General features: G+C 42.3%; 23 protein-coding genes. 20 read left to right on the top strand and 3 right to left on the bottom strand.

What is annotated here, in order from left to right:
* Positions 1-69: 69 nt before the first annotated feature.
* From R8N47_RS13845 to R8N47_RS13805, 9 genes are all read left to right on the top strand, one after another.
* A complete protein-coding gene (locus R8N47_RS13845; protein ID WP_318070323.1) occupies positions 70-1,743 on the top strand; it encodes a methyl-accepting chemotaxis protein in 1,674 nt (557 codons plus the stop codon).
* A gap of 114 nt (positions 1,744-1,857) precedes the next feature.
* Positions 1,858-2,532 (top strand): RadC family protein, encoded by a 675-nt coding sequence (radC, locus tag R8N47_RS13840; RefSeq protein ID WP_213972354.1) that lies wholly within the window; start codon positions 1,858-1,860, stop codon positions 2,530-2,532.
* 302 nt (positions 2,533-2,834) lie between these two features.
* Positions 2,835-3,071, top strand: a complete 237-nt coding sequence (rpmB, locus tag R8N47_RS13835; protein WP_005384783.1) for a 50S ribosomal protein L28 — start codon at positions 2,835-2,837, stop codon at positions 3,069-3,071.
* Positions 3,072-3,084: 13 nt separating this feature from the next.
* Complete coding sequence (gene rpmG / locus R8N47_RS13830; RefSeq protein WP_004410866.1) at positions 3,085-3,255, top strand: 50S ribosomal protein L33; 171 nt, start codon at positions 3,085-3,087, stop codon at positions 3,253-3,255.
* 88 nt (positions 3,256-3,343) lie between these two features.
* On the top strand, positions 3,344-4,876 hold the full coding sequence (locus R8N47_RS13825; RefSeq protein ID WP_318070301.1) for a phosphoethanolamine transferase: 1,533 nt from the start codon (positions 3,344-3,346) through the stop codon (positions 4,874-4,876).
* A gap of 70 nt (positions 4,877-4,946) precedes the next feature.
* A complete protein-coding gene (locus R8N47_RS13820) occupies positions 4,947-5,420 on the top strand; it encodes a hypothetical protein (protein ID WP_318070302.1) in 474 nt (157 codons plus the stop codon).
* A gap of 103 nt (positions 5,421-5,523) precedes the next feature.
* A complete protein-coding gene (gene mutM, locus R8N47_RS13815) occupies positions 5,524-6,333 on the top strand; it encodes a bifunctional DNA-formamidopyrimidine glycosylase/DNA-(apurinic or apyrimidinic site) lyase (RefSeq protein WP_046874104.1) in 810 nt (269 codons plus the stop codon).
* 86 nt (positions 6,334-6,419) lie between these two features.
* Positions 6,420-6,902, top strand: coding sequence for a pantetheine-phosphate adenylyltransferase (gene coaD, locus R8N47_RS13810; protein ID WP_064377025.1), 483 nt, complete (start codon positions 6,420-6,422; stop codon positions 6,900-6,902).
* Complete coding sequence (locus tag R8N47_RS13805; RefSeq protein ID WP_213869615.1) at positions 6,889-7,824, top strand: glycosyl transferase family 90; 936 nt, start codon at positions 6,889-6,891, stop codon at positions 7,822-7,824. The genes coaD and R8N47_RS13805 overlap by 14 nt, the downstream gene beginning before the upstream one ends.
* A 30-nt stretch (positions 7,825-7,854) precedes the next feature.
* Here R8N47_RS13805 and R8N47_RS13800 read toward each other — a convergent pair whose 3' ends face one another.
* Genes R8N47_RS13800 through R8N47_RS13790 form a run of 3 tightly spaced genes read right to left on the bottom strand, consistent with a single transcriptional unit; the run spans position 7,855 to position 10,498 of the window.
* Entirely contained in the window at positions 7,855-8,643 is a 789-nt protein-coding gene (locus tag R8N47_RS13800; protein WP_064377027.1) for a glycosyltransferase family 2 protein, read from the bottom strand.
* Positions 8,640-9,407, bottom strand: a complete 768-nt coding sequence (locus tag R8N47_RS13795) for a glycosyltransferase family 2 protein (protein ID WP_047103887.1) — start codon at positions 9,405-9,407, stop codon at positions 8,640-8,642. The genes R8N47_RS13800 and R8N47_RS13795 overlap by 4 nt, the downstream gene beginning before the upstream one ends.
* Positions 9,408-9,442: 35 nt before the next feature.
* Positions 9,443-10,498, bottom strand: coding sequence for a glycosyltransferase family 9 protein (locus R8N47_RS13790; RefSeq protein WP_318070303.1), 1,056 nt, complete (start codon positions 10,496-10,498; stop codon positions 9,443-9,445).
* Between the two features lie 107 nt (positions 10,499-10,605).
* On the opposite strand from R8N47_RS13790, the gene R8N47_RS13785 reads away from it, so the two are divergent.
* From R8N47_RS13785 to R8N47_RS13735, 11 genes are all read left to right on the top strand, one after another.
* Positions 10,606-11,013 carry a diacylglycerol kinase gene (locus R8N47_RS13785; RefSeq protein WP_005395798.1) on the top strand — a complete coding sequence of 136 codons (408 nt, stop codon included), beginning with the start codon at positions 10,606-10,608 and terminating at the stop codon, positions 11,011-11,013.
* An 11-nt stretch (positions 11,014-11,024) separates the two neighbouring features.
* Entirely contained in the window at positions 11,025-11,735 is a 711-nt protein-coding gene (locus tag R8N47_RS13780) for a 3-deoxy-D-manno-octulosonic acid kinase (protein ID WP_318070304.1), read from the top strand.
* Between the two features lie 143 nt (positions 11,736-11,878).
* A complete protein-coding gene (rfbB, locus tag R8N47_RS13775; RefSeq protein ID WP_258516103.1) occupies positions 11,879-12,943 on the top strand; it encodes a dTDP-glucose 4,6-dehydratase in 1,065 nt (354 codons plus the stop codon).
* The gene (gene rfbA, locus R8N47_RS13770; protein ID WP_318070305.1) at positions 12,943-13,815 is read left to right on the top strand and encodes a glucose-1-phosphate thymidylyltransferase RfbA; all 873 of its coding nucleotides are present in this window, start codon (positions 12,943-12,945) and stop codon (positions 13,813-13,815) included. The genes rfbB and rfbA overlap by 1 nt, the downstream gene beginning before the upstream one ends.
* A 30-nt stretch (positions 13,816-13,845) precedes the next feature.
* Entirely contained in the window at positions 13,846-14,931 is a 1,086-nt protein-coding gene (locus R8N47_RS13765) for a DegT/DnrJ/EryC1/StrS family aminotransferase (protein WP_258516102.1), read from the top strand.
* A 27-nt stretch (positions 14,932-14,958) separates the two neighbouring features.
* Positions 14,959-16,494, top strand: coding sequence for an amino acid adenylation domain-containing protein (locus R8N47_RS13760; RefSeq protein ID WP_318070306.1), 1,536 nt, complete (start codon positions 14,959-14,961; stop codon positions 16,492-16,494).
* Positions 16,495-16,531: 37 nt separating this feature from the next.
* A complete protein-coding gene (locus R8N47_RS13755; protein ID WP_265571544.1) occupies positions 16,532-16,726 on the top strand; it encodes a phosphopantetheine-binding protein in 195 nt (64 codons plus the stop codon).
* Between the two features lie 3 nt (positions 16,727-16,729).
* Entirely contained in the window at positions 16,730-17,797 is a 1,068-nt protein-coding gene (locus R8N47_RS13750; RefSeq protein WP_213911493.1) for a 3-oxoacyl-[acyl-carrier-protein] synthase III C-terminal domain-containing protein, read from the top strand.
* Complete coding sequence (locus R8N47_RS13745) at positions 17,798-18,016, top strand: acyl carrier protein (RefSeq protein WP_140367251.1); 219 nt, start codon at positions 17,798-17,800, stop codon at positions 18,014-18,016.
* A complete protein-coding gene (locus R8N47_RS13740; protein ID WP_258516099.1) occupies positions 18,009-18,749 on the top strand; it encodes an SDR family NAD(P)-dependent oxidoreductase in 741 nt (246 codons plus the stop codon). Before R8N47_RS13745 ends, R8N47_RS13740 begins: the two co-directional genes overlap by 8 nt.
* Positions 18,746-19,315, top strand: a complete 570-nt coding sequence (locus tag R8N47_RS13735; protein ID WP_180944540.1) for a GNAT family N-acetyltransferase — start codon at positions 18,746-18,748, stop codon at positions 19,313-19,315. Before R8N47_RS13740 ends, R8N47_RS13735 begins: the two co-directional genes overlap by 4 nt.
* The last annotated feature ends 2 nt before the right edge of the window (positions 19,316-19,317 follow it).

The raw sequence follows: 19,317 nt of genomic DNA, 5'->3' as shown, positions 1-19,317 counted from the left end.
TCTCGCCTACCTCACAGACAAGTTGCGCGGAGTTTGCAAGTCTGAAAAGAAAAAGAGGTAGTGGAAACCATGGTGTTGAAAAGTCGAAACAAATTGCTGCTGATAACCCTAATTCCGCTGTTGTTGATCACCACGTTGATCTCAGTGGTGTATTACATCAACAGCAGTAAAAGTTTGGAAGCGGAGCTGGCAAGAGACAGGCAAGAGCTCATCGAAACGAAAAAGAAAGAGTTACAAGCCTACATGATGATGGGCGTGACGGCGATAAAACCGTTATACGACGCGGATGTAAATGGAAGTAATAAAGAGGCAGCAAAAGAAATTCTGAAAGCCATGCGCTTTGAAAGCGATGGCTACTTTTTTGCCTACGACTCTCAAGGTGTGAATACGTTGCACGCCATCAAACCTGCATTAGAGGGTAAAAACCTTTACGACTTAAAAGATGAAAATGGGGTCGCAGTTATTGCGGGCTTGATTGACGCTTCTCAAAAAGGGGATGGGTTCCTCTATTTCTCGTGGCACAAACCGACCATTGACGCACAAGCGCCTAAGTTGGGCTATGCAGAATATCTATCGAAATGGGACTGGGTTTTAGGTACTGGCGTTTATATTGATGACATCGACCAGCAAGTTGCGATGCACAGAGAGTTAAAGACTCAAGAGCTAAAAGAGCATACGTTATCTGCCGTGTTGATTTCCGTTATTGGATTGATCATTACCAGTGTTCTCACCAGTATCGTGGTGTCTAAAGGCATTCAGCCATTACAACATGTCGCGGCTTCATTAAAAGATGTTGCCGCAGGCGGCGGTGACTTAACGGCTCGTTTAAAAGTCGAAAGTCAGGATGAAGTCGGTGAAGTGGCGGCCGCGTTTAATGAGTTTATGGATAAGCTGCACCCACTAATGCAGGACATTCATCGCTCTGCGACAACAGTACAGACCGTTTCTCAAAGCCTGAACACTCAGACCAGCCAAGCGAGCGTTCAAATGCAGGATCACTGTTTAGAGACGGACAAAGTCGTGACGGCAGTGACGCAAATGAGCATGACTGCCAAAGAAGTAGCCAGCAATACTAATGCGACCGCGCAGGCAATTGACGATGCCAACAGTCAAGTCACCGCCGCTCAGCATGAGGTCGAGCAAGCAATAGAAGGCATTACCGAACTCGTGACGGAGATAGACAGCACGTCAGATGCAATTTCTGAGTTAAGTTTACAGACCGAAAAAATAACCAAAGTACTGGATGTGATTGGCGAGATAGCCGAGCAAACGAATTTGTTGGCCCTAAATGCGGCGATTGAAGCGGCTAGAGCCGGTGAGCAAGGTCGAGGGTTTGCCGTCGTTGCGGATGAAGTGCGCTCGTTAGCCAGTCGTACGCAAAATAGTACTCATGAAATTGGCGACATGCTCAAGCAGCTACAAAATGGTGTATCAAGAGCGGTCAGTACAATGTCGGTGAGCCAAAAACGAGGTGTCAAAACGGCGGAAGAATCTGCGCTCATTCAGCAATCTCTTTCTGGTGTTCATCATTCTATCGGAACAATTCGAGATATGGGTATTCAAACCGCGTCTGCCGCAGAAGAACAAAGCGCGGTTGCAGAAGACATCAACCAAAACTTAGTGGCTATTCAACAGATCGTGAACAACATTAATGAGACGTTGCAGCATGCCGAGTCAATCAGCACGCAGCTATCACAGTCTGGAACAGAAATTCACGGCTTGGTTGGCAACTTTAAACTCTGATGAACTGTTAAGTTGCATGGAAAACACTGATAGTACGAAGAAAGCGAAAGTCATACTCGACTTTCGCTTTTTGTTTTGTGGAATAGGGACACTTTCCATATAAAGAGACATCAGATGATACTGAAAGCTTTGCCAAATGAGTCCATGCCCAGAGAGAAGCTACTGCAACGAGGGCCGCAAGCTTTGACCGATGCTGAGCTACTGGCCATCTTCTTGCGCACAGGCACCCGCGGAATGAACGTGATTGAGCTTGCAGACTTCCTTATTCAAGACTTTGGTTCGCTCAGACAACTATTTTCAGCATCAGAGCAAGAGTTTTGTCATCACAAAGGATTGGGGCAAGCCAAGTATGTTCAGTTGCAAGCGGTACTAGAAATGACACAACGTTACTTGGCGGAGACGCTAAAGCGTGGTGATGCCTTAACCAGCCCCGACCAAACTAAGTTATATCTGTCTTCTATTTTAAGGGATCGGCAAAGAGAGGCTTTTTATATTCTTTTTCTCGATAACCAGCACCGAGTGATAAAAGATGAAATTTTATTTGAAGGAACGTTGGATGCAGCGTCGGTGTATCCGAGAGAAGTCGTCAAGCGTGCTCTGCATCATAACGCGGCGGCTTTGATTCTAGCGCACAATCATCCTTCAGGCGTCGCTGAGCCGAGCCAAGCTGACAGAAGGATTACAAGGCGTCTCACCGACGCATTAGCATTGGTGGATATTCGTATTTTGGACCATTTCGTCATCGGAGATGGGGAAAGTGTCTCTTTTGCTGAAAGAGGCTGGATATAACTGTGCGTTTTTTAGGTTGTTAGTTGCTAAAAATCTGCTATCATCCACGCCACTAAATTTTTAACTGAATTCAGCTTGGACTGCTAAAAAAATCTGCTGTCTAAAAAAAGATCACGAAAACCTGTAAAAAGGATCTGTTCGGGTCTTGAGCAATGCATATCAAGTTAGTATAATGCGCGACCTTTGATAGCCTTGTATGGATTTTCCATAGCGGTTCTTAACCTCTAACTTCTTTTCGAGAGATAGAGAGGTTCGGCCACCAAGGTTGATATCGAGCTGAAACGATTTTGGAGAAGACATTCATGTCACGAGTATGCCAAGTAACTGGTAAGCGTCCAGTAACGGGTAACAACCGTTCACACGCACGAAATGCTACTAAGCGTCGTTTTCTGCCGAACCTACAAACTCATCGTTTCTGGGTAGAGAGCGAAAAACGTTTTGTTAAACTACGTCTATCTGCTAAAGGTATGCGCATCATCGACAAGAAAGGTATTGATACTGTTCTTGCAGACATGCGTGCACGTGGCGAAAACGTTTAAGAGGAAATAAGCAATGGCAAAGAAAGGCGTTCGTGAGAAAATCCGTCTAGTATCTTCTGCAGGTACAGGCCACTTCTACACAACTGATAAGAACAAGCGTAACATGCCAGGCAAATTTGAGATCAAAAAGTTTGATCCAGTAGTTCGCCAGCACGTTATGTACAAAGAAGCAAAAATCAAATAATTGGTTTCAGTCTCTTTGATGAATTGAAAAACCCAACTTTCGAGTTGGGTTTTTTATTATTTGCTTTAGTTATAGGAGCCAAAAAAGGATGCATTTAGGGTTACAAGCCTTAAAGTTTGTTGCATTAATTATCTTAGCTGTGATGTTTAGTGCCGCGTTGGGTTATGAAATAAAAGCGGACTGTCTTATCTTAATGTCGATTACGCTCGCTTTTCTTAAAGCTCATCGTATTGGTCACTGGGTATATGCCCTGTTAGCTGTGATTGCGACTTTCTATATTCCTATTTCTTGGAATTATGGTCATCCTAATTTGACCATCATTTCTTCATTGATTGAGACCAACCCTTCAGAAGCGCTTGAGTTCTTTAATGATTTGGAGCTCAGAACGTTGGCAGTCGCGGCACTTTTCGCTGTAGTGTCCTTTTATCTGTTCAAATATGTGCCACAACTTAAAGGTCGTAAAGCATCAGTATTCTGTTTGATCTTGTTTTCGTTTTTACTCCTGGACAAACCTATTCGCACCATTAAAGATCGCAATGTTAATAGTGACTACATACATGCATTGCTCTCTTACATGCGTTATCCGCCGATTCGATTTATTTTTGATTGGTTTGATTCGTACAACATGTACTATCAGTACAACGCAGAGATCATGGCTCAGCGTAAAATCCCAGCCTCTTGGAAAATCACTAAAACACCAAGCGAGGCTAAGAACACCATTTTTGTGATTGGTGAAAGCGTACGAAAAGACTACATGAATGCGTATGGTCTGCCGATGGAAAATACGCCGTTTATGTCGACGGCCAAAGGGCAACTTTGGACAAACTTTTTGTCCCCAGGTCCGAACACGTTCACCTCGGTAATGCGCTACGTCACAATGAATGATGGTATTGATATTGAGCTGAATAACAACATCAACACCTTAGCGCAAATGGCTGGTGTGGAAACCTATTGGGTTTCTAACCAAGGTCGAATGGGAGAATTCGATACCGGAATCAGTTCAATTGCTAACTATGCTGAGCATGTTTCCTTTACACGCAGCGGTAGCTTTAGAGACTCGAACGTTTATGACAGCACACTGCTGCCAAGCATTCAAAAAGCGCTGTCGAGTGACGATAAATCAAAATTGATTGTGATCCACTTAATTGGCTCACACCCAGGTTTCTGTGATCGTGTGGAAGGTGATGTTGAGTTTAACTTCAATGGCAGCAAGATCTCTTGTTACATTGAGTCGATAAAGCAAACAGACACAATGCTAGAGAAAATTACCCAACTTGCAGGGAAGCAGTCGCTTCCATACAACTTGATTTATGTTTCCGATCACGGACTTGGGCATCGTAATAGTGGTGAAAACTTGCGTCATGATCCATCGGTAAAACAATCCTACGAAGTGCCTTTGTTTGTCATTGGTTCGGATTTCAATGAACGAAAAGTAGTTGATTATCCACGTAATGGCTTCACAATGATCAAAGCAATCTCTGAATTGATGGGTGTCTCTAGTCAGAGGTTGGATGCATTACCTTCTTTCTTCTCTTCACATGCGGATGTGCCGGAAGTGAATAATGGAGAAGGTAAATTGGTTCCGCTAAGTACGTTAAAAGATGATCCGATTCAATCATAATTTAATGTAGATTTTCTAAATCAGCAGCAGCTTGGTTAAGCTGCTGCTGATTTAAGCGATGAGGTGAATTATGTCTAAAAAGGTGCACCGCCGCCGTTGGAACAATATTCTAATCTTAGGCATCATCGTGTTCATGGTGATCCTTAATGCGCCAACTTGGATCAAAAACTATCTTATCGATGAACAAGTGGATCCGTATCCAAACTTGTTACGCTCCGATCATAATGTCAGTGCCATTTACTATGCTGGTTGGAAATTAGACAAGCAAAATGGACAGTGGCAATCCAACATTAAAGCCAATATCCCCGTACAAGAAATAGTGACTCGCTGGCAATCACTTGAAGGCACAGAACTGAACTCTCAGCAGTATGAACAGTTAAAGCCTCGCCTTTCACCGCCGGAAAGCATCGAAGTCTGGTATCAAGGTTTGGAAGAGCCACAACGTATCACTTTTTACCGCCTTGACGATTTTTGGCTATTTAAAAATTGGCAAGACAAGTGGATCGCGATTTCTGTTGATGGTAACTACATCATGCCTAAGTAAAAGTTGCGTAATAACCTTTCTCTGAAACTGTGTTTGTCATACTGCTTTTCAATTATGCTAAGCGCTCACTAATGTTGTTTCTGACGCTGTTAAGGAGAGTCAAATGCCTGAATTACCAGAAGTTGAAGTAAGCAGAATGGGGATCAGCCCTCATATGATTGGGCAGACGATCAAGGCATTTGTTTTTCGTACTCCGAAGCTACGTTGGGATATTCCTCAAGAGCTTAAGCTTTTGGAAGGGCAGGTTATTCGTAATATTCGTCGTCGTGCCAAGTACTTATTGATTGATACTGACCAAGGTACAGCGATTGTTCACCTTGGCATGTCTGGATCATTGCGTGTACTCGACGCTGACTTCCCTGCGGCAAAGCACGATCATGTTGACCTTAAACTCACCAATGGCAAAGTGTTACGCTACAACGACCCGCGTCGTTTTGGTGCTTGGCTTTGGAGCGCTCCTAATGAGTCTCACACCGTGTTAGATCATATGGGACCTGAGCCTTTAACCGAGGAGTTCAACGCTGTATATATGGCAGACAAAGCCAAAGGTAAGCGTGTTGCGGTTAAACAGTTCATTATGGACAATAAAGTGGTGGTTGGCGTTGGGAATATCTACGCCAATGAGTCTTTGTTCAAAACCCGCATTCACCCAACTCGCCCAGCAGGAAAACTAACTAAGAAAGAGTGGCGATTACTGGTGGAGAACATCAAAGCCACGTTAGAAATCGCGATTCAGCAAGGTGGGACTACGCTGAAAGACTTTGCGCAAGCCGATGGAAAGCCGGGTTACTTTGCACAAGAGTTATTGGTTTACGGAAAAGCCGGAGAGCCATGCCCAGAGTGCGGTGAACGACTTCAAGAGCTAAAGATTGGCCAACGTAATACCTTCTTTTGTGGTGAGTGTCAGAAGTAAGTCGAGCTATTATCGAGCTTAAGTTGTTGTAATCTTGCGCTCGAGCCTCAATAATTCAATCAGTTTCGAATAACTTAGTAAATTATATGAAAGTCATTTATCCGGGCACTTTTGATCCAGTGACTAATGGTCACCTCAATCTAATAGAGCGTACTCACGAAATGTTTGATGAGGTAGTAATTGGCGTAGCCGCAAGCCCATCGAAGAACACCATGTTTTCATTGGAAGAGCGCGTTGCGCTGATGCAGGACGTTGTAGCGCATTTACCTGGTGTGACGGTAAAGGGGTTCTCCGGGTTATTAGTGGATTTCGCGAGAAATGAGAAAGCTAAGGTTCTTATTCGTGGTTTACGAACAACGGTAGACTTTGAATACGAGTTTGGACTAACCAACATGTACCGAAAGCTATTACCAGGTATCGAAAGTGTATTTTTGACTCCTGAAGAAGAGTTTGCATTTCTATCGTCGACTATCGTGAGAGAAGTAGCGATTCATGGCGGAAGTATCGATCAGTTCGTTCCCAAGCCAGTAGCCATCGCGATTGGGGAAAAACTGAATGAAAGACAGTAAGTTCCCTTATTATTTCTCAAACGCTCTCTCGATACTTATCCCTCGTTTTGTATATCGAGCACAAGCAAAGCGTTTACTTTCGAATTTAACTGAAGCCGAGAAGCAACGCTGCCTTGAGCGGGTGAACTATTACAACAAGTGTGAAACGCCGTTTTCAGTCGATAGCCGAGAACAAAGTTACGCTACTGTCGATACATTCAAAAAAACGAAAGGTTGGACGTATTTTTTCGATCTTCGCCAAGTTGTACGCTATTTCCCTTCCAGTTTTGCGTTTAACTACATCAACGGCGATGTTACACACATCCCCAATGTACCGAGCTTTATAAAAAGCCGCCCTATTTTTGGTAACAACCAAAATTCAGTGGTGTTGAAACTTAATCAAGTTCGTCATTTTAAATTTATTGATGATCCTGTTCGCTATCAAGATAAAAAGGACATGGTAGCGTGGCGCGGCGTGGGTTTTCAGCCGCATCGTAAAAAGGTGATTCATGCGTTTTATAACCATCCGCAATGCAATATTGGCCAGACCCGCCCGGTAGAAGGGAAACCATGGGAAAAGGGCTTTATGAGTATTGAAGAGCAACTGCAGTATAAGTTTTTGCTCTGTATAGAAGGCAATGATGTAGCCACCAACCTTAAGTGGGCTATGTCGTCTAACTCCTTGGTTATTATGTCAAAGCCAAAATATGAGACTTGGTTTATGGAAGGTAAGTTAAAGGCAGGCGTCCACTATGTTGAAGTGAAGGATGACTATTCGGATTTGCCCGAAAAGATGGATTATTACCTAGCGAATGAGCAAGAAGCATTAGCGATCATTGAAAATGCGCACCAGTGGGTTGAGCAGTTCAAAGATAAACGTAAAGAGCGTTTGATCTCATTGATGGTTGCCGATAAGTACTTCGCTTTATCTCAGCAACAATAAAAAAGGGGCGAAACGCCCCTTTTTATAATCTTAAGCTTCTAGAAATTGATCAACACCATTCTCACAGCGTTTAAGCTTGTTTTTAATGGTGTTTTCTAAAATCTCGTCATTTTTTCCGAGTGACGCGCGAGAGTTTTCTACGTGGTACAAGTGGTAGCCTACACCTGCAAATTTTAGGTAAAGACGTGACTTACCCGCATTCAACATGCGATGAACAAACTCGCTGTCTTCGCGTCCCCATCCAACAAAATCTTGGTTGAAGCCATTCACCTCGATGACATCTTGTCGCCAAAATGCCATGTTGCAACCGCGAGTGGCTTTATCGTTATTCCGCTCGTAAGAGAACCATTTCGATAGCAAGGCGTTGGTGATGCAGTTTTTACGATTGCGAATGCCTTTGCTGAAAATGGAAGGCACTAAGCCGTTTTCCATGATGGCCTTGCTGCAGTTTTCATCCGTTAACACACGTCCACCCTGCACAAACCAATTTGGCTTTGCGACTTGCTTATGTGATTCAATAAACGTTTGAGACAACACCATGTCGCCATCAATCATGATGAGGTAGTCACCTGATGCTTTTGCGATCGCACGGTTGCGGCTCATTGAAAGTTGAAAGCCATTATCTTCGTGCCAGCTATGAATAAGTGGTACTGGAAAGCCGTCACGCAGTTGGTCGATCATTGCTTTGGTATCGTCTCGAGAACCGTCATCTGCAACAATGACTTCGTCAGGCAAAACGGTTTGACGTTTCACGCTTTCTAACACCGCTTTTAATGCTTCTTTCCAGTTGTAAGTGGTGATAATTAAAGTCGTTTTCATGATTTTCTTGCCTGTTCACGTAAGTAGAGATCGATATATTTTACAAAAGTAGAGTGCATGCTTAGCCAAGCTAGAATGAAGCCATGTTTGCCATCAAGGAAGCCTCGTTTGAGAACATACATCTTCAAAAAGCTAGCAAGAGCGTGAACGATAGCGGTCGTTAAACCCGCTTTCTTTTTACCTTCACGTTCATCCGTCCAGGCCTTGAGGTAGCCAGTGGTTTTATTGATGTAATGATGAAGGTGCTCGTAAGTGTAGTGATGCAGTCGACCATCCAGTTTTTCAGTTTGATAGTTTTTCTCATCAACTTTTTCATGAACGAGCGAATCATTATATTGTGTATATTCGGTGCGATATAAGCGCACAATCCAGTCTGGAGACCAACCAGAATGGTAGATGAACTTACCAAACGCTGAGCTTAGTCGATTAAGTTTGTATAAAACGTTCGGCTTATTGGCTGATACCGCGTGTAAGATACTTTCTTTTAGCTCTGGAGTGACTTGTTCGTCCGCATCAAGCCACAAAACGTAGTCTGCCGTAACGTATTGCTGCGCCAGTTGGCGCTGTTTACCGAATCCTGGCCAATCTAGGTTGGTGTAAAACTTATCTGTGTATTGTCGGGCGATTTCTTCAGTGCGATCAGTGCTGCCCGAGTCTAGAAGGACAATCTCATCGACCCAATCTTTTACTGTGTCTAGACAAGCTTGTAAGTGCTTCTCTTCATTTTTTACAATTAAGGCAACGGCTAAGGTTGGTTTGGACAAGGTCATTTCCTTCTTAACAAATCAAGACAGTAAGTTTACTGGTATTGAGGATACAAATCTTCTAAGACTTGATCGAACATGCTCATTACTTGAGTGTTAGTAATGCGCTTCATTGCCGTTTCATCTTTAGCGCGAGTTCGCCAGCTTAACTCGTTACTGTTTTTACCTGTTTCCGCAAAGATCGTTTCTTCATACACCGAGACAACGTATTTTAGATAACGGTAAGGTCCCACTCGCAGCGGATTATGGTGTGCATAGAGCCCGATGATTGGCGTTTTCATTGCATTCGCCATGTGTGCTGGTCCGGTATCGGGGGCGATGACCATTTCAACCTTATCTATTAACGCAAGCATTTGCAGAATTGAACTTTGTCCCACTAAATTTAGGCACGGTTCTTCCAAGCGAGATTGAATGGCCTCTGCCAGATCCAATTCTACCTGAGCAGGGCTGCCTGCCAGAATCACGTTCCAGCCTTTTGCTCTGGCGTGATGAATCACATCCACATAACCTTCCGCGTTCCAGTTTTTATAAGCTTTGCTCGCACCAGGCACAATCAGCAGGTTAGGTTTACTACGAGAAATATGAGACTCTGCCCAAGCTTGGTCGTGGTCTGAATAAGAAAGTACCCAGTCTAGTTCAGCCTTTGGTATCCCAATTTGATGGGCAAAGGCCATTAAGCCATCTGCAACATGCAGAGATTGTGGGGAAGGCACTTTGACATTGGTAAATAGCGTTTGAAAGTCCTGGCTTCTATCAGAAGAGAAACCAAGTTTGTATTTTGCTTTAATACCCAACGTTGCGACACTAGCTCGAATCGCGTACTGCATATGCAATAGCGCATCAAACTCTCTGCCTTTCAGCTGTCGCCAAAGCGACTTGTAGCCATCAAGTCCCGCTTTTTTATCAAAAACAATCACTTCTACACCATCGATGGCGGCTAATAACTGGGCTTCAAGTTTACCCGTTATCCAAGTAATCTGGGTCGAAGGCCAGTGTTTCTGAATAGCTTGAACGGTGGCGATAGTGTTGCAAACGTCTCCAATAGCGGACAAACGCAAGACGCATAGTGACGATGGGGCAGAAGTGAACATAATTATTGTCTGATTTGATGAATAGAAGCAGGTAAATTATGCAGACATCCCCAATAAATGTAAAATACACGGCTCGAATATAGCTAAGTACTGATAAGTGTTCTGCAATGTCAAAGACAACACCACATCAATCGCAAGAATCTGGTAAGCCGGGTAATACCGGACTAAAGCGCATCGTTAAAGCGACGGGTTATTCGATCCAAGGATTAAAAGCGGCTTTTAAGCATGAAGCTGCCATTCGACAAGAGTTGGCTTTGTTGAGTATCGCCGTGATTTTGGCTTGGCTAGTGGATGTCGGCATGGTTGAGCGTATCTTAATGATCGGGGTCGTGGTATTAGTCTTGATTGTAGAGCTTGTAAACTCAGCGATTGAGGCGGTAGTGGATCGTATCGGTATTGAACGGCATGAACTCAGTGGTCGAGCTAAAGATATAGGCTCTGCTGCCGTTATGGTTGCTTTGGCGTTTGCTGCATTTACTTGGTTGTATATATTAGCCAGCCGGTATTTAGGCTAGAGGGTGAGCGTATGACTCAACAGTATAAAAACAACAACCAAGTGATCTGGTTTGATGACGAGGTCATTACAGACCCTAGCCAACCGATATTTGATGCGGAATACTGGCAGTCCTCCGACAAGGTGGTTGGCAGTGCGACGGGGCGAGGTACGACATGGTTTATCCAACTAGAGAACATGCAAGCGGCACTACGTCATTACCGTCGTGGCGGTTTGTTTGGGAAGTTAGTTAACGATCATTATTGGTTCTCTGGCTGGGATAATACCCGTTGTGCGCAAGAGTTTCAGCTTTTGTTGGCGCTAATTGAGGCTGGGGTGCACGTTCCTCGTCCTATTGCAGCAAGAGCCGTAAAGTCAGGACTCTTCTATCAAGCTGATTTATTAAGTGAGCGAATCCCAAACGCCAGAGATCTGGTTAGTATCTTGCAAGAACAGTCTTTATCGGTAGAAATGTATCAGAAAATAGGGCAAGAAATTGCCAAGATGCATCAGGTTGGCGTTAACCATACCGATTTGAATATCCACAATATCTTGATCGACGACAAAGATAAGGTATGGATTATCGATTTTGATAAGTGTCGTTTTGAAACTTCTGGTGACTGGAAGCATCAAAATCTAAATAGACTTCTGCGTTCATTTAATAAAGAGCGTTTAAAGCGACAGATTATTTGGCAAGAATCCGATTTTGAACATTTTCAGGACGGTTATGCTTCTCAATCTTAATTGAGTTTTTATCATTTTATATTGATTGCTCTAAGTAAGCCTTCTTGAGTCTAACGATGCTCGAGTGAGTCTATAAACTACAATAATCATAAAGTATTCATGTGTATCTGATGGCACAAAAATTAACGTAGGTAACATTTGTAATGAAAATATTAGTAACCGGTGGAGCAGGCTTCATTGGGTCAGCTGTTGTCCGACATATCATTCGTGACACCCAAGATACCGTCATCAATTTAGATAAACTGACCTACGCAGGGAATCTAGAATCACTGGTTGATGTCTCAGAGAGTGAACGTTACTACTTTGAGCAAGTAGATATCTGTGACCGAGCTGAACTAGATCGCGTGTTTTCAGAGCATCAACCCGATAGGGTGATGCATTTGGCCGCCGAGTCTCACGTCGATCGCTCTATTGATGGTCCTGCTGCTTTTATTGAGACCAACGTGATGGGCACTTACCATTTGCTTGAAGCGGCTCGTCAATATTGGTCGAGCTTAGATGAAGCGCGCCAATCGGCATTCCGTTTTCATCATATTTCTACGGATGAAGTGTATGGCGATCTAGAGGGAACGGATGATTTGTTCACCGAAAGCACCTCATACGCGCCGAGCAGCCCATATTCTGCATCTAAAGCTTCGAGCGATCACCTGGTTCGCGCTTGGCAACGGACTTATGGCTTACCAACACTTATCACTAATTGCTCCAACAACTATGGTCCGTACCACTTCCCAGAGAAGTTGATCCCTCTGATGATTTTAAATGCCCTCGATGGCAAGCCGTTGCCTGTGTATGGTGATGGTATGCAGATCCGGGATTGGCTGTTTGTGGAAGACCATGCTCGCGCGCTGTACAAAGTGGTCAACGAAGGTGAAGTCGGTGAAACCTACAACATCGGTGGTCATAACGAAAAAGCCAACATCGAAGTAGTGAAAACCATTTGTGCTTTGCTTGAAGAGCTGCGACCAGACAAGCCGGCAGGTGTTGAGTCTTATGAATCTTTGATCACTTATGTCAAAGATCGTCCTGGTCATGATGTACGTTACGCAATTGATGCCACCAAGATCGCTCAAGAGCTTAACTGGACGCCAGAAGAAACCTTTGAAAGCGGCATTCGTAAAACCGTGGAATGGTACCTAAACAACCCGCAATGGTGGCAACGCGTGCTTGATGGTTCATACAGTTTAGAGCGATTAGGAGCGGGCGAATAATGAAAGGCATTATTTTGGCAGGTGGCTCGGGCACTCGCCTTTACCCTATTACACGCGGTGTCTCTAAGCAGTTACTGCCGGTTTATGACAAACCAATGATTTACTACCCGTTGTCGGTACTCATGCTTGCTGGCATTCGTGAAATCTTGATCATCACCACGCCAGAAGACCAAGAAGGATTTCAGCGCTTGTTAGGGGATGGCTCAGAGTTTGGCATTGAGTTGCAATACGCGATTCAACCAAGCCCAGATGGCTTAGCTCAAGCCTTCATCATTGGTGAAGACTTCATTGGCGATGACTCAGTATGTTTGGTGCTAGGTGACAACATCTTTTATGGGCAAGGGTTCACACCTATCCTTCAGCAAGCCGCGATGAAGACCCGTGGTGCGACGGTATTCGGTTATCAGGTTAAAGATCCTGAGAGATTTGGCGTTGTAGAATTTGATGCCAATATGCAGGCGATTTCGATTGAAGAAAAACCAGTAAAGCCTAAATCCAATTATGCTGTCACTGGGCTGTATTTTTATGATAACCGAGTCGTCGAATTGGCAAAAAAAATCAAACCTTCAGCTCGTGGTGAATTGGAGATTTCGACGCTAAACCAAATGTACCTTGAGCAAGGTGACCTGAATGTTCAATTACTAGGGCGCGGTTTTGCTTGGTTAGATACTGGAACGCATGAAAGCCTACATGAAGCTTCTTCGTTTGTTCAAACCATTGAAAATGTTCAAGGTCTTAAAGTTGCCTGTTTAGAAGAGATTGCATGGCGCAATGGGTGGTTAACAAGGGACCAGCTACTATTCATTGCAAAACCGATGCAAAAAAATGATTACGGACGTTACCTTTCCGAGTTAGTCACCGAACAAAACTAGCACTACTCGTTAGTTGCAATGAGATATTAAATGATGAGCAATGAAATTGTTCCTGTAACAAAACCATATCTACCGTCAAAAGATAAGTATAAACAATATGTTGATCGTGTGTACGAGAGCGGTTGGTTGACCAATAGTGGTCCTCTCGTTAAGGATTTAGAATCTCGACTAGCTGAGTATCTTGGGGTTAAGCATGTTATATTGGTTGCAAATGGCTCATTGGCACTTCAAGTGGCTTATAAAGCACTAAATCTATCAGGAGAGGTGATCACTACACCTTTCTCTTTTGCTGCGACCGCAAGTACGCTTAACTGGGAAAACTTAACCCCTGTTTTTTGTGATATTGAAAGTGATACCTTCAATATTAACCCTGAGCTAATTGAAGGTCTTATTACAGAAAAAACGTCTGCAATAGTACCGGTGCACGTGTTTGGTAATCCATGTAAAGTCAAGGAGATTCAAGCGATAGCAAACAAGCACGGTTTAAAAGTTATCTACGATGCTGCCCATGCTTTTGGGGTGGGGCTAAATAAAGAAAGTATATTAACGCACGGTGATATAAGCACATTAAGCTTCCACGCTACGAAGCTATTCCACACGATAGAGGGTGGCGCTGTGGTTACACAAAATGATGGATTTGCAGCGAAAGTACGTTTGATGATTAACTTTGGAATAACGGGACCGGATTCAATAGAGGGTGTTGGAACCAATGCCAAGATGAATGAGTTTGAAGCCGCTATGGGTCACTGCGTTCTAGATGATATAGAAAGTGTCATGACCAAGCGAAGAGGCTTATGGCAAAGTTATCAAACTCACCTTTCTGATGTTTTCCAAATGCAACATTGGTCGGATAGCTCAAAACCTAATGGTGCGTACGTACCAATCGTGTTTGACTCGGAGCAGTCATTACTTAGAGCTAAGGCTAACTTGGAAGCGAATAACATCTTTCCAAGAAGGTACTTTTATCCAAGTTTAGATCTTGTTGATAGTTATAGTCATGACGGAACTCCATGTGAAGTTAGTCGCTCGATTAGTAAAAGGATCTTATGCTTGCCTATATATTTTGATTTGTGTGAATCAATGATAAACAAGATAAAACAAATACTTAAAAAATAATGAATGGTTGCAAAAAGAGAGTATAAGATGAGAAACAGCATTCTGAAATATCTACAAGCATCGTCAATGAAACACCCAGGAAATATTTGTGTTTCGGATTCGAGCTACTCTTTGACTTATGCAGAAAGTACGGCAAAGTCATATGCTATCTCATTGCAACTAAGACAGCAGGAAAGTTTAAACAAGCCGATAGTTGTGTTTGCGAAAAAATCTGTCAATGCACTCTCCATGATCTTTTCTGCGACAATGGCTGGAGGTGTTTACTGTCCGGTAGACATTAACTCACCTAAAGAACGACTATTAAAGATCTTATCTAACCTTCAAGATTGTCTTGTTCTTTATGATGAAACTTCACGAAATCTATTAAGTTCATTAGAATTAGATAGTCCAATTTCAACTATTAATATCGATGAAATACCAGCATCTAAGCTACCTATGCGAGATATTTGGGCTGATATCGAAAAGTTTAATCAAACCGTTATTGATAAAGATCCATGCTATATAATTTTTACTTCAGGCTCTACTGGCACACCAAAAGGTGTCACTATTTGCCATTCTAGTGTTATTGATTATATAGATTGGGCTAATTCAGCCTATGAAGTGAGCAAGGCTGATATTATTGGTAGTCAAGCTCCACTATTCTTTGATAACTCGACTTTAGACATCTATTTGGCGTTGTCTAATGCGGCAGAATTGCATGTTATTCCTGAAAGCGTGTTTATTTTTCCTCAGAAAACACTTGAATACCTGAAAGAAAAAGCAATAACAACGATCTTCTGGGTTCCTTCATTGCTTGTAAATATTGCGAACCTTAAGTTACTTGATCAGTTTCAATTGCCATGCTTGAAGAATGTATTGTTTGCTGGGGAAGTAATGCCAGCGAAGACGATTAAGTACTGGTTAGATAAGCATCCTAATGCTCATTACTCTAACTTGTACGGACCAACAGAAATTACCGTTGATTGCACCTACTATGATGTGCCGTCAGACTGGGATGGGGATAGCTTACCTATAGGAATCCCTTGCCATAACTCAGGAATTCTAATCCTAGATGAAAACGACCAGCGTAATGATGAAGGTGAATTGTGCGTTCGAGGCTCTAGCTTAGCGCTTGGGTATTGGGCTAACTCAGAAAAAACAGAAGAAGTATTTTGTCAAAACCCACTTCAAGATAAATATATTGATATGATCTATCGTACCGGAGACTTGGTTAGACTTATTGATGGTTTAATTTATTATATTGGTAGAAAAGACTTCCAGATTAAGCACAATGGCTATCGTATAGAACTTGGCGAAATTGAGTCTCAGATCATGGATCTAGATGCTGTCGAACAGTGTGTTGTTGGTTATTTATCAGAAGATAAAGTGCTTTATTCTTTTGTTCAATGCAGTAGTTCGATGAGTGAAGTTGAGCTTAAAGTTGCACTGGCGAAACGTTTACCAAAGTACATGATTCCAAGCAAGGTTGGCTTTGTACAAGAAATGCTTTTTACGCCAAATGGTAAGTTAAATAGAAAAGCTTTTTCAGAGAAAGCGCTACAAGAATTTGTAAAGGTTAAATAGTAGTATGTGTGAAAAAATTATAGCAATCCTAACCACAATGAAACCAGAACATGAGTTTACTAAAGATACTGAACTTTTTGAGTCAGGTCTGTTGGACTCTTTTGATTTGTTAGTCCTAGTAAGTGAGATCGAAGCTCAGCTAGCTATTTCAATCCCTGGTGAAGGTTTGGTTCCTGAGAATTTTGTTTCGCCGCATGTTATTGGTGAGTATCTTAAAACGATTCAGGGTTAACTTATGAAAAGTAATATTGGTAATATAGCATTAAAGGGAATACTTGCCGCGATACCCAAGCATATTTCTTATTTCGATGACGAGATCGAAAATTACTCTCATACAGAACAGAGCTCTAAGAAACTGAAAAAGTTGATGGGTTATGAGCAGCATCGCGTAGTTTCTAAACCAATTTGTTTTAGTGAGATGGTAAAGCCGTTACTTGAAAACTTACCGAAAGTACTGGGTGTTTCGTACGATGATATAGATGCAATAGTTGTTGTAACTCAGACACCTGACTACTTGATTCCATCAACCTCTTCGATAATACATGGCATGTTTGACTTCAATGAAGATTGCTATTGCATTGATATTAATGATGGATGTAATGGTTATATTCGAGGTTTATTCGAATCCTCTAGTATCATCCGTAATAGTGATGCCAAGAAGATATTACTGATTACTGGCGATGTACTGAGTCTAAAAGTTTCAAAGAAAGATAGAAACTCTTACCCCCTTGTTGGTGATGCTATAGTTGTGACTCTTGTAGAATATAAAGATACTGTTGATAGAGCACCTCTAGAGATACATCATGACGGCCAAGGTGCTATGGCTTTGAACATCCCAGTAGGTGGTCTGGCGATACCTTACCAAGAAGGAAGTTCAACTTTGGAAGAGGATGAAGAGGGGAACTTACGTTCTTTGGAGCATTTAGTTATGCAAGGTCGAGACGTATTCACATTCACTCAAACGAAAGCACTATCTTTCCTTAAACGATTTACTTCGGATCATGCGACTGAAAATCCAGTAGATTATTTTTTTCTGCATCAAGCAAATGAGTTTATTCTTCAGCGATTCAGAACTGGACTGCAACTTGATTCGAACCAATTGCCTTCTGAAGTTATCAAAAAATATGGTAATTCATCATCAGCAACGATCCCTCTGTCTATAGCTGAAGCTTGGCAAGGTGCGCACACTTTTGTTGGCAAACGAGCTATCTTGGCAGGTTTTGGAGTTGGTCTGAGTTGGGGAGCCGCTATTTGTGATTTGAGTGAATTATCCGTATGTAAAATAATAGAATTGGAGTTATAAATGGAGCAGTTTAAAGAACACTTGATTGAGATATTAGACATTGAGATGGAAGAATTGGATATGGATTCTGAGTTCTCAGAAATGGAGTCGTGGGACTCATTAGCTCAGCTATCGTTTATTGCAATGGCTCAAGATGAATATGATGTAAATGTATCACACGAACAGTTAAAAAATGCAAAAACTTTTACTGATTTACATAAGTTAGTTTTAAATGGCTAAGTATATCTTAATTACAGGGGCTACGTCCGACATTGGAAAATCTGTTGCGAAGCGGTTAATTGAAAGTGACTGTGTTCCAATTTTAATAGGAAGGAATATCGAATCGCTAAAAAAAGCTATCGATGAGTTAGATAACCCTAATGTACGTTATTACCTCTTTGACAACAACGAGTTGTCAGATGTAAAGGATTTGTTTAAAACTATTGTTAATGACATAGGTGCGAAACTCAGCGGTTTTATTGGCTGTGCTGGTTTCCATAAGATAAAGCCATTTCGAGTTACAAAAGAGCAGGATTTTAAGGAGATGATGCAGCTAAACTTCGTCTCACAAGCTATGTTTGCACATTGTTTTGCTAAGTCACAATTTTCTCACGATGGAAGCTCAATACTCTTTATATCCTCTATTGCATCGATCAGCGGAGAGCCAGGTTTATCTGCGTATTCGTCATCAAAAGCGGCTCTGAACGGGTTAATGCGCACTTTAGCGGTCGAATTAGCTCCGAGAGGTATAACTTGCAATAGTATTCTCCCTGGATGGGTTCGGACAAAGCATGCTGAGTTTGTAGAGTCGACGATGTCATCAGAGAAGTTCACAGAATTAAGGGCAAGCTATCCATTAGGGTTAGGGAAGCCAGGAGATGTTGCATCTCTTTGTAACTTCTTAATTAGCGAAGAGTCGCGATGGTTAACAGGACAGGAGATTGTACTAGATGGTGGAAAGAGTTTATTGTGATTGAATTTAAGCCACTTGAGCAGTTAAATGATAATGAAATAGAAGTCGTGGCGAAATCTGTTTGCCAACTTGATCCTTTGTTCTATATGCAGCTATCTCAAGATGAGTCTGAGTGTATTGCAAAAGTTTATCGATTGATTATAACGAGCGGAACGGATCTATGTGTTGGAGATGCTGCATTTTATCATGGCGAGTTCGTTGGATACTCTTGCTACTTCCCCGCGAAAGAGAAAAAATTTCGCTCTGCGACTTCCTTGAAGATACTCCTAGACAATAAGTCAGCTATTGAGAAGAAAAAGATTATATCTTTAGCCACGGAGTTTTCTAAAAGAGTTGCACCGCTTGAGACATCTGGTTTGTACCTAAATAAAATTCATGCTTTTAAAACTAATGTTGGGATAGGAACTGCGCTACTAAATAGGTTTATTGAGCGAGCCAGTTCAGGGAATACCCCTTGTTCTCTTCACGTAAATAAAGAAAACGAGCACGCGATACTGTTTTATCAAAATAATGGCTTTAATATGATCAGTAGTGGATCCGACTATATTTTAATGACTAGAGGTTGATT

It is taken from the genome of Vibrio sp. 2132-1 (genome assembly GCF_033344315.1).
The sequence above is the reverse complement of the archived record's forward strand: the minus strand, read 5'-3'. Positions and strand labels throughout refer to the sequence as shown.

Bases quoted from the DNA above. Each gene is read 5' to 3' on its own strand.
- R8N47_RS13845 (WP_318070323.1), top strand. From the start codon at position 70: ATGGTGTTGAAAAGTCGAAACAAATTGCTGCTGATAACCCTAATTCCG.
- radC (WP_213972354.1), top strand. From the start codon at position 1,858: ATGATACTGAAAGCTTTGCCAAATGAGTCCATGCCCAGAGAGAAGCTA.
- rpmB (WP_005384783.1), top strand. From the start codon at position 2,835: ATGTCACGAGTATGCCAAGTAACTGGTAAGCGTCCAGTAACGGGTAAC.
- rpmG (WP_004410866.1), top strand. From the start codon at position 3,085: ATGGCAAAGAAAGGCGTTCGTGAGAAAATCCGTCTAGTATCTTCTGCA.
- R8N47_RS13825 (WP_318070301.1), top strand. From the start codon at position 3,344: ATGCATTTAGGGTTACAAGCCTTAAAGTTTGTTGCATTAATTATCTTA.
- R8N47_RS13820 (WP_318070302.1), top strand. From the start codon at position 4,947: ATGTCTAAAAAGGTGCACCGCCGCCGTTGGAACAATATTCTAATCTTA.
- mutM (WP_046874104.1), top strand. From the start codon at position 5,524: ATGCCTGAATTACCAGAAGTTGAAGTAAGCAGAATGGGGATCAGCCCT.
- coaD (WP_064377025.1), top strand. From the start codon at position 6,420: ATGAAAGTCATTTATCCGGGCACTTTTGATCCAGTGACTAATGGTCAC.
- R8N47_RS13805 (WP_213869615.1), top strand. From the start codon at position 6,889: ATGAAAGACAGTAAGTTCCCTTATTATTTCTCAAACGCTCTCTCGATA.
- R8N47_RS13800 (WP_064377027.1), bottom strand. From the start codon at position 8,643: ATGAAAACGACTTTAATTATCACCACTTACAACTGGAAAGAAGCATTA.
- R8N47_RS13790 (WP_318070303.1), bottom strand. From the start codon at position 10,498: ATGTTCACTTCTGCCCCATCGTCACTATGCGTCTTGCGTTTGTCCGCT.
- R8N47_RS13785 (WP_005395798.1), top strand. From the start codon at position 10,606: ATGTCAAAGACAACACCACATCAATCGCAAGAATCTGGTAAGCCGGGT.
- R8N47_RS13780 (WP_318070304.1), top strand. From the start codon at position 11,025: ATGACTCAACAGTATAAAAACAACAACCAAGTGATCTGGTTTGATGAC.
- rfbB (WP_258516103.1), top strand. From the start codon at position 11,879: ATGAAAATATTAGTAACCGGTGGAGCAGGCTTCATTGGGTCAGCTGTT.
- rfbA (WP_318070305.1), top strand. From the start codon at position 12,943: ATGAAAGGCATTATTTTGGCAGGTGGCTCGGGCACTCGCCTTTACCCT.
- R8N47_RS13765 (WP_258516102.1), top strand. From the start codon at position 13,846: ATGATGAGCAATGAAATTGTTCCTGTAACAAAACCATATCTACCGTCA.
- R8N47_RS13760 (WP_318070306.1), top strand. From the start codon at position 14,959: ATGAGAAACAGCATTCTGAAATATCTACAAGCATCGTCAATGAAACAC.
- R8N47_RS13755 (WP_265571544.1), top strand. From the start codon at position 16,532: ATGAAACCAGAACATGAGTTTACTAAAGATACTGAACTTTTTGAGTCA.
- R8N47_RS13750 (WP_213911493.1), top strand. From the start codon at position 16,730: ATGAAAAGTAATATTGGTAATATAGCATTAAAGGGAATACTTGCCGCG.
- R8N47_RS13745 (WP_140367251.1), top strand. From the start codon at position 17,798: ATGGAGCAGTTTAAAGAACACTTGATTGAGATATTAGACATTGAGATG.
- R8N47_RS13740 (WP_258516099.1), top strand. From the start codon at position 18,009: ATGGCTAAGTATATCTTAATTACAGGGGCTACGTCCGACATTGGAAAA.